Origin of the sequence: Acinetobacter sp. UBA2063 (assembly GCF_002333245.1) — a bacterium.
Lineage (GTDB): Bacteria > Pseudomonadota > Gammaproteobacteria > Pseudomonadales > Moraxellaceae > Acinetobacter > Acinetobacter parvus.
Genome location: NZ_DDAH01000202.1, coordinates 1 through 7,142 on the forward strand (window position 1 = coordinate 1; position 7,142 = coordinate 7,142).

A 7,142-nucleotide genomic window follows, 5' to 3' on the forward strand; every position below is an offset into this window, starting at 1 on the left:
AGGTCGGGGAGGATGTCAAGTCTTCAAAATTATATGCTGGCGTTGTTGCCAGTTTGAGCCTATTGCTTGCCCCTGATAGTTGGGCTGCAATCAAGGAATATCACCTGAATATCAGTCAGGGCATGGTCAACTTAACAGGGAAACCTGTTAAACGAATGACAGTTAATGGCAAGTTTATTGCTCCGCTTCTGGAGTTTGAAGAGGGTGACGAGGCGGTCATCCATGTGCATAACCAACTCAAGGATCAGGACACCTCCCTGCATTGGCATGGGCTGTTGTTACCTGGATTGATGGATGGTGTACCTGGTTTTAATGGCTTTCAGGGTATTCAGCCAAAGGGTGATTTTACCTATCGTTTCAAGGTGCGCCAAAACGGAACTTACTGGTATCACGCCCATAGTAAAGGGCAGGAACAGGACGGTTTATATGGTCCGCTGGTGATTTATCCAAAAGGAAAACAGCCTGTTGCCACACATGAAAAAGCACAACGTGACTATGTGGTGATGCTGTCGGATTTCCATGAATCCGATAGTGCCCAGATCATGGCAAACCTGAAAAAGTCCGCCGAGTATTATCAAAATCAGCGTGAAACAGTGCGCGATGTTTGGAAACAGGTCAAACAGCAAGGTTTAAAGGCAAGCTGGCAAGACCGTGCAATGTGGAACCAGATGCGGATGCTTAAAACCGATTTGTCTGATGTTACGGGTTATACCTTTTTAGTCAATGGTCAAACGCCACAACAAAACTGGACAGGTAAATTTAAAACGGGTGAGAAAGTCCGCCTGCGTTTTATCAATGCTTCAGCCATGTCTTTTTTTGATGTACGTATTCCAGATTTAAAAATGACGGTGCTGAGTGCCGATGGTCAGCCTGTGCAACCTGTACCAGTGGATGAATTTCGGATTGGTGCGGCAGAAACCTATGATGTGATAGTGGAGCCAATGCAGGCATATTATCAAGTTCAGGCAGAGTCGATTGACCGCGCTGGTTTTGCGATTGCATCCCTGCAAAACGAAATGTTTCCAAAACAGCAAAAGCTTGAAATGCCGAAAGCCCGTCCGCGTGCACTATTGACCATGGATGATATGGGACATGGGCAAATGGATATGGGCAAAATGGATCATGGCTCGCATCAGCAAATGAACATGGAACATCATTCACATGACCAGATGCAGATGTCAGCATCAGCAATGTCTGAGCATAGCCAGCACCAATCTATGGCATCTTCTGAAAAAGATCAGCCTGATACCGTACAGGGTTGGGCCAATGCCTCCACACCAGCAGGGCATAAGGCGTTGCAGTATGCTGACCTAAAATCATTAACCCCCCAAGCTGATACCCGTCCTGCTGAAAGAGAGTTGCTGATCCGTCTTGGCGGTACGATGGAGCGTTATATCTGGACGATTGATGGCAAGAAGTTCAGTGACAAGGACTTTGAACCCTTAAAGGTGCGCTTTGGTGAACGTATCCGCCTAAAATTTATCAATGACAGCATGATGGCGCATCCGATGCATCTGCATGGCATGTTTATGCAACTGGAAAATGGCCAGTCTGCACAGGACATGCCAAACAAGCACACAATAATCGTACCGCCAGGCAAGACAGTGACCGCCATGCTGACTGCGGATGAGTTGGGCGAATGGGCAATTCATTGCCACCTGCTATACCATATGAGTGCAGGTATGATGAGCAAGCTGATCGTAGCAAATGTTGATGACACAAAAACGCCGATGCAAACGCCTGTTCAGTCTTCTCAAGGAGAAAGCCATGTACATCATTAAGCTAACTCCTGAAATGAAACGCCATGTACCCTTATTGTTGATGGGTGGAATGATGTGCTGCCTGAGCGCCGTGACTTATGCACATGAAGAACATAATCACATGACAGATGAACAGCCCGTTATGCAAATGGATGCATCATCAGCGATGCAGCATCAGCAACATCAAAGTGTTCCTGTAAGGGCAGAGCTTGACCATACACCGCATAATCATCACCGTGAACATGGTGGGCAGATGTATCAGGCCACCACTCTGGAAAACGCATGGACAGTGGATGATCATGGTCGGGGCAGTGCTAGCAGTAAACTGAAAACTTGGATAGGCACAGATGAAAACAAGATTTTCATCAAGGCGCATGTGGAAAAGGCAGAATCCCAGCAGACAAAAACCGATGCAATGGCTTTATATAGCCGTAGTATTGCTGACTTTTGGGATGTACAGGTGGGTGCTCGCCATCAATATCAACCTGAACAGCAACAGGATAAAAGCCAGTGGAGCGCCGTAGTCGGCGTACATGGTTTGGCTCCCTATTTCTTTGAAACCGAAGCCTATCTCTATGCAGGACACGATCAACGCTGGCAGTTCAGTCTGGAAACCAGCCGTGATGTGCTGTTTACCCAGAAATGGATTGCACAGCCTTATTTCAATGCGGATCTGGTTTTAAATGATCAATCAAAATATGCACAAAAATCAGGTGTGTCCAAACTGCAAACAGGCGCGCAGATTCGCTATGAAATCAATAAAAAAGTCATGCCATTTATTGACCTTGCTTATGCCTATCATAAAGGTAAAAAGCAAACTGCATGGCAAATGGCTTCAGGGCATGAGCAAGGCGGGCTATATGCTGTGGGGCTTACGTTAAAGTTCTGATACTCTGTCTAAAATGTCACTTCGCTGAGATACTGTTGGTTTATACTTGCAGTATCTTTTTTGAGTCATTCATGGTGCATAAATGGCTTTAGAACAACAAGAGCAGCAAATAACACAACATGCAAATCAAGGGACACATTCAGGCGAAAAGTCTCAGGCTTCTTTCCAGTCTCAAGCAGGATTTATTGCAGCAAATGGCAGCATGAATGTCAGTTTTTACTATATTCCCCATATGAGCAGTGTTGTGGAAGCAACACGTGTACGCAAGGCATTAGTTCCATTTGTGGATTTATTGGTTGAGCATAGTATTGACCTGGATGCACGTCATTTAACCCTCTACCATCATCTACCGATTGATGAGGTTACTGCCGCCTTGCAACGTCTGAGTCTGGGGGCTGAACTACAACAAACCATGTCACATTATGAGCCTGTGGAAATCAGTACATTTAATAAGCAGGAAAAGACAGATTCATCCAGTCAGAACAAGACCTTTACAGAAAACCAGCTCAATCCTATTCAGCAATTTTTGTATGCCGCTTTAGAAAAACTTAGGCGATGGATCAAGGTATTACAAGGTAAAAAGGATCAATAATATGCCAAGATGGATGTATGGCTTGCTGGGACTGGCTTTGGCATGGCTGGTCTGGACCAATCTGCTTAAACCCGCTCCAAATGTGAGTCAAATTACGACCCAGCAAGGTGTACAGGTGATGGCACTGGAAAACTATGAGGGTTCATTTCGTGTATTGGGACGGGAAGACTACAATCTAGGCCGTGAAGCAGAATTTTCCCCTATGGACATTGCTGTAGGCTGGGGGAAAATGGCAAATCCACAGGTGTATAAGCAAATTGACATTTCCCAGAGTAACCGTTGGTATCACTGGCGTGTTGATCATGAACCACCGATTTCGTTTAGGGAAATTGAAACACACAGTGCCAACATGCATTTGGTTCCAGCAGATGCCTATGTCGCATCGCAAATGAAGAAAATTAAAAAGGATGATTTGGTCTACCTCAAGGGTGCATTAATCGAAATTCAGGCACCCGATGGATGGCGCTGGAAAAGTTCCTTGTCCCGTGAGGATACAGGTAATGGTGCCTGTGAATTGATACGTGTGGACAGCATCATTTGGCAATAGAATACACAGAATAACAGTTCATGCTTTTCAATGGCTTAATTGGGGTAGATACATAACAATTCACATAACTGCCCATTTTAAAGTAAACTCCTGAAGCTGGGAGGACGACCTCCCCAGAAAAGAATCACGTTGGGACGACCCAACCATGAATAAAGATGAATGTAAAAATGGCATGGGCAATTTTAATTCTGGCAGGGATTTTTGAAATCATTTGGGCGTACTCAATGAAAATGTCTGAGGGCTTCACCCGTCTCACCCCAAGTGTGGTCACGATTGTTTTTATGATTTTAAGTGTGGTTTTGCTCTGCATATCAATGCGTACACTTCCTTTGGGAACAGCCTATACCGTATGGACAGGCATTGGCGCGATGGGTTCCTTTATTTTGGGCATTATGGTGCTGAATGAACCCATGACCGCAATGCGTATGATCGCAGCCGTCTTGATTGTGTCGGGTTTGGTGTTGATGAAGCTTTCATCGAATTAAGAAAAATTCCCCCTCTTTATCAAAGAGGGGGCTACGATTGAAGTAGCGTAAAGGAGATTTTTGATGCAACTGGTTTATATGTATATGGAATCTCCTGTAGGCGCATTAAAACTGGTTGCTCATGATCAGGCTTTGGTCGCCGTGATGTGGGACAATGAAGACCATAAACGGGTACGCTTGGCGGAACTGATTGAGAATATCCAGCATCCGCTGCTGCTAAAAGTGAAACAACAACTAGAACAATACTTTGCAGGACAACGCCAGCAGTTTAATCTGCCACTGGATTTTCAGGGTACGGATTTTCAGCAACAGGTATGGCGAGCTTTATTGACCATTCCTTATGGAGAAACACGCAGTTATAAAGATATTGCGCTCCAGATTGGCAATGAAAAGGCAGTGCGTGCGGTCGGTGCCGCCAATGGTAGAAATCCAATTTCAATTATTGCACCATGCCATCGCGTGATTGGTTCTGGTGGGGCTTTGGTGGGTTTTGCAGGTGGTCTGGATAAGAAGCAGATTTTATTGAGTTTGGAACAGGGTCAAATTCAATAATCTATATGGCTAACACTCGATTTTAATTGCCTTTTGGAATAAGCTTAAGTCTTTCATAACAAGTTGAATGGGTATTTAAAAATGGCTGTTGGTGACGTAACGATGCCGCTAATGCATGTGGTGCAGGGTGTGAAAATTGGCTCAACTGAGGCGTATGTACGTTATCCAAACCGACGCGATCTGGTCATTTTTGAATTTGCCGAGGGTTCAAATGTTGCGGGTGTGTTCACCCAAAGCGCATTTGCCGCTGCGCCTGTTCTGATTAGTAAAAAGCATCTCGCTGAAAGTACTTCACAACAGCAGCCACGCTATCTGATTATTAATACAGGCAATGCCAATGCCGCCACAGGTAAAATCGGTTATAAAAATGCGGAGGCAACCTGTGCCCAACTGGCTGAACTGACAGGTGTGCAAACTAGTCAAATCCTGCCATTTTCAACAGGTGTAATTGGTGAGCAACTTCCAATCGAACGTTTGCTGCAAGGCATTCAGCCTGCATTGAATGACTTAAATGCGGATCGCTGGGCTGATGCCGCATCAGGCATTATGACCACAGACACCACACCAAAAGGTGCATCTGAACAGTTTGAGCTGGATGGTGTGAGCTATACCATGACAGGGATTAGTAAAGGTGCAGGCATGATTCGCCCGAACATGGCGACCATGTTGAGTTTTGTGGCAACGGATGCGCCGATTAGCCGTGAATTGGTGCAAAGCCTACTTCAAACCACAGTTGAGCATTCATTCAACCGCATTACCATTGATGGTGATACCTCCACCAATGACTCCTGTATTTTTGTCGCAACTGGATTAGCAGGCGGCGCGGAAATTGCCGCTCAGGATGATCCACGTTACCAACAGGTGCTGGATGTGCTTGCCCGTATTATGAATCGTCTGGCGCAGTTGATTGTGCGTGATGGTGAGGGTGCGACCAAGTTCATTACCGTTCAGGTTGAGGGTGGGGCAAATACTCAGGAATGTTGTGATGTTGCCTATAGTGTGGCTGAGTCACCATTGATCAAAACCGCATTATTTGCCTCCGATCCAAACTGGGGCCGTATTGTGATGGCGATTGGTAAGGCAGGTGTACCGAATCTGGACAGCAGCAAGGTGCAAGTTTGGTTGGGTGACGTACAAATCTGCTTAGATGGTGGTGCAAATCCTGACTATACCGAAGCGGCAGGCGCAGCGGTAATGGCTGAGAAAGAAATTACCATCCGTATCGACCTTGGTCGTGGTACAGCCAAAGACACCGTGTATACCTGTGATTTTTCTTACGACTATGTGAAAATTAATGCCGATTATCGCTCGTAAATATGCGGTATAATAAAGCCTCCACAGTGAGGCTTTTTTTATAAGCTGGTATGTGGATAGTGTGATTTACTCCACATCATCGCCAAGATGCCCACGTTATAAGTTTGCAGTAATGCAGGCGCGCAGGATAGAGAAGACGTTTTATGAATGATGCGAATTTAATTGCGAACGAAGCCAAAAATATTGTGCAGGCGCATTTAGATCGTTTGGGTGAGCCAAAAGACAATAGCCTAAGCCCAGAAGTGAAACGAGAAAAGTTTGCTCAAATCGCAGCTGAGTTGAAAAAACGCAATGCAGTGCTTGTGGCCCACTATTACTGTGATCCTGATGTGCAGGAGCTTGCCGAACTGACAGGTGGCTGTGTTTCTGACTCATTAGAAATGGCGCGCTTTGGTCGTGATCATCCTGCAACAACCCTTGTGGTGGCAGGCGTAAAGTTTATGGGCGAAACCTCTAAAATTTTATCACCAGAAAAAACAGTGTTGATGCCAACTTTGGAAGCAACTTGTTCACTGGATTTGGGTTGTCCTGTAGATGAGTTTTCAGCGTTCTGTGATCAGCATCCTGACCATACCGTGGTGGTGTATGCCAATACCTCGGCGGCTGTAAAAGCACGTGCCGATTGGGTGGTGACTTCAAGCTGCGCGGTTGAGATCATTGAGCATTTAGATAGCTTGGGCGAAAAAATTATTTGGGCACCTGATCAACATTTAGGTCGCTATATTCAAAAGAAAACAGGCGCTGAAATGTTGTTGTGGGATGGTGCATGTATCGTGCATGAAGAATTTCGTGCCCGTGGTATTGCGCAAATGAAAGCGCTCTATCCAGATGCAGCGGTATTGGTTCATCCTGAATCACCTGAATCGGTGGTGGAAATTGCCGATGCTGTTGGGAGTACCTCGCAATTGATCAAGGCTGCGCAGACACTTCCACATAAACAAATGATCGTGGCAACTGACCGTGGCATTTTCTATAAGATGCAGCAGGCCGCACCTGATAAGGA

Annotated in this window: 8 protein-coding genes; all 8 read left to right on the forward strand. The window is 45.6% G+C overall.

Annotation, left to right across the window (positions count from 1 at the left end; genetic code table 11):
• Positions 1-53: 53 nt before the first annotated feature.
• Entirely contained in the window at positions 54-1,781 is a 1,728-nt protein-coding gene (locus B4H32_RS09800; protein WP_141629336.1) for a copper resistance system multicopper oxidase, read from the forward strand.
• Positions 1,768-2,649 carry a copper resistance protein B gene (locus tag B4H32_RS09805; RefSeq protein ID WP_004682978.1) on the forward strand — a complete coding sequence of 294 codons (882 nt, stop codon included), beginning with the start codon at positions 1,768-1,770 and terminating at the stop codon, positions 2,647-2,649. Before B4H32_RS09800 ends, B4H32_RS09805 begins: the two co-directional genes overlap by 14 nt.
• An 82-nt stretch (positions 2,650-2,731) precedes the next feature.
• The gene (locus B4H32_RS09810) at positions 2,732-3,241 is read left to right on the forward strand and encodes a hypothetical protein (protein WP_004682977.1); all 510 of its coding nucleotides are present in this window, start codon (positions 2,732-2,734) and stop codon (positions 3,239-3,241) included.
• Between the two features lies 1 nt (position 3,242).
• Positions 3,243-3,788 carry a hypothetical protein gene (locus tag B4H32_RS09815; RefSeq protein ID WP_004682975.1) on the forward strand — a complete coding sequence of 182 codons (546 nt, stop codon included), beginning with the start codon at positions 3,243-3,245 and terminating at the stop codon, positions 3,786-3,788.
• A 167-nt stretch (positions 3,789-3,955) separates the two neighbouring features.
• Entirely contained in the window at positions 3,956-4,273 is a 318-nt protein-coding gene (locus tag B4H32_RS09820) for a DMT family transporter (RefSeq protein ID WP_004682973.1), read from the forward strand.
• Positions 4,274-4,336: 63 nt separating this feature from the next.
• Entirely contained in the window at positions 4,337-4,825 is a 489-nt protein-coding gene (locus tag B4H32_RS09825; protein ID WP_004682972.1) for a methylated-DNA--[protein]-cysteine S-methyltransferase, read from the forward strand.
• 81 nt (positions 4,826-4,906) lie between these two features.
• Positions 4,907-6,139 carry a bifunctional glutamate N-acetyltransferase/amino-acid acetyltransferase ArgJ gene (gene argJ / locus B4H32_RS09830; RefSeq protein ID WP_004682971.1) on the forward strand — a complete coding sequence of 411 codons (1,233 nt, stop codon included), beginning with the start codon at positions 4,907-4,909 and terminating at the stop codon, positions 6,137-6,139.
• A 143-nt stretch (positions 6,140-6,282) separates the two neighbouring features.
• Positions 6,283-7,142: quinolinate synthase NadA (gene nadA, locus B4H32_RS09835; RefSeq protein ID WP_286802682.1), on the forward strand; the 860-nt coding region annotated here is incomplete at its 3' end.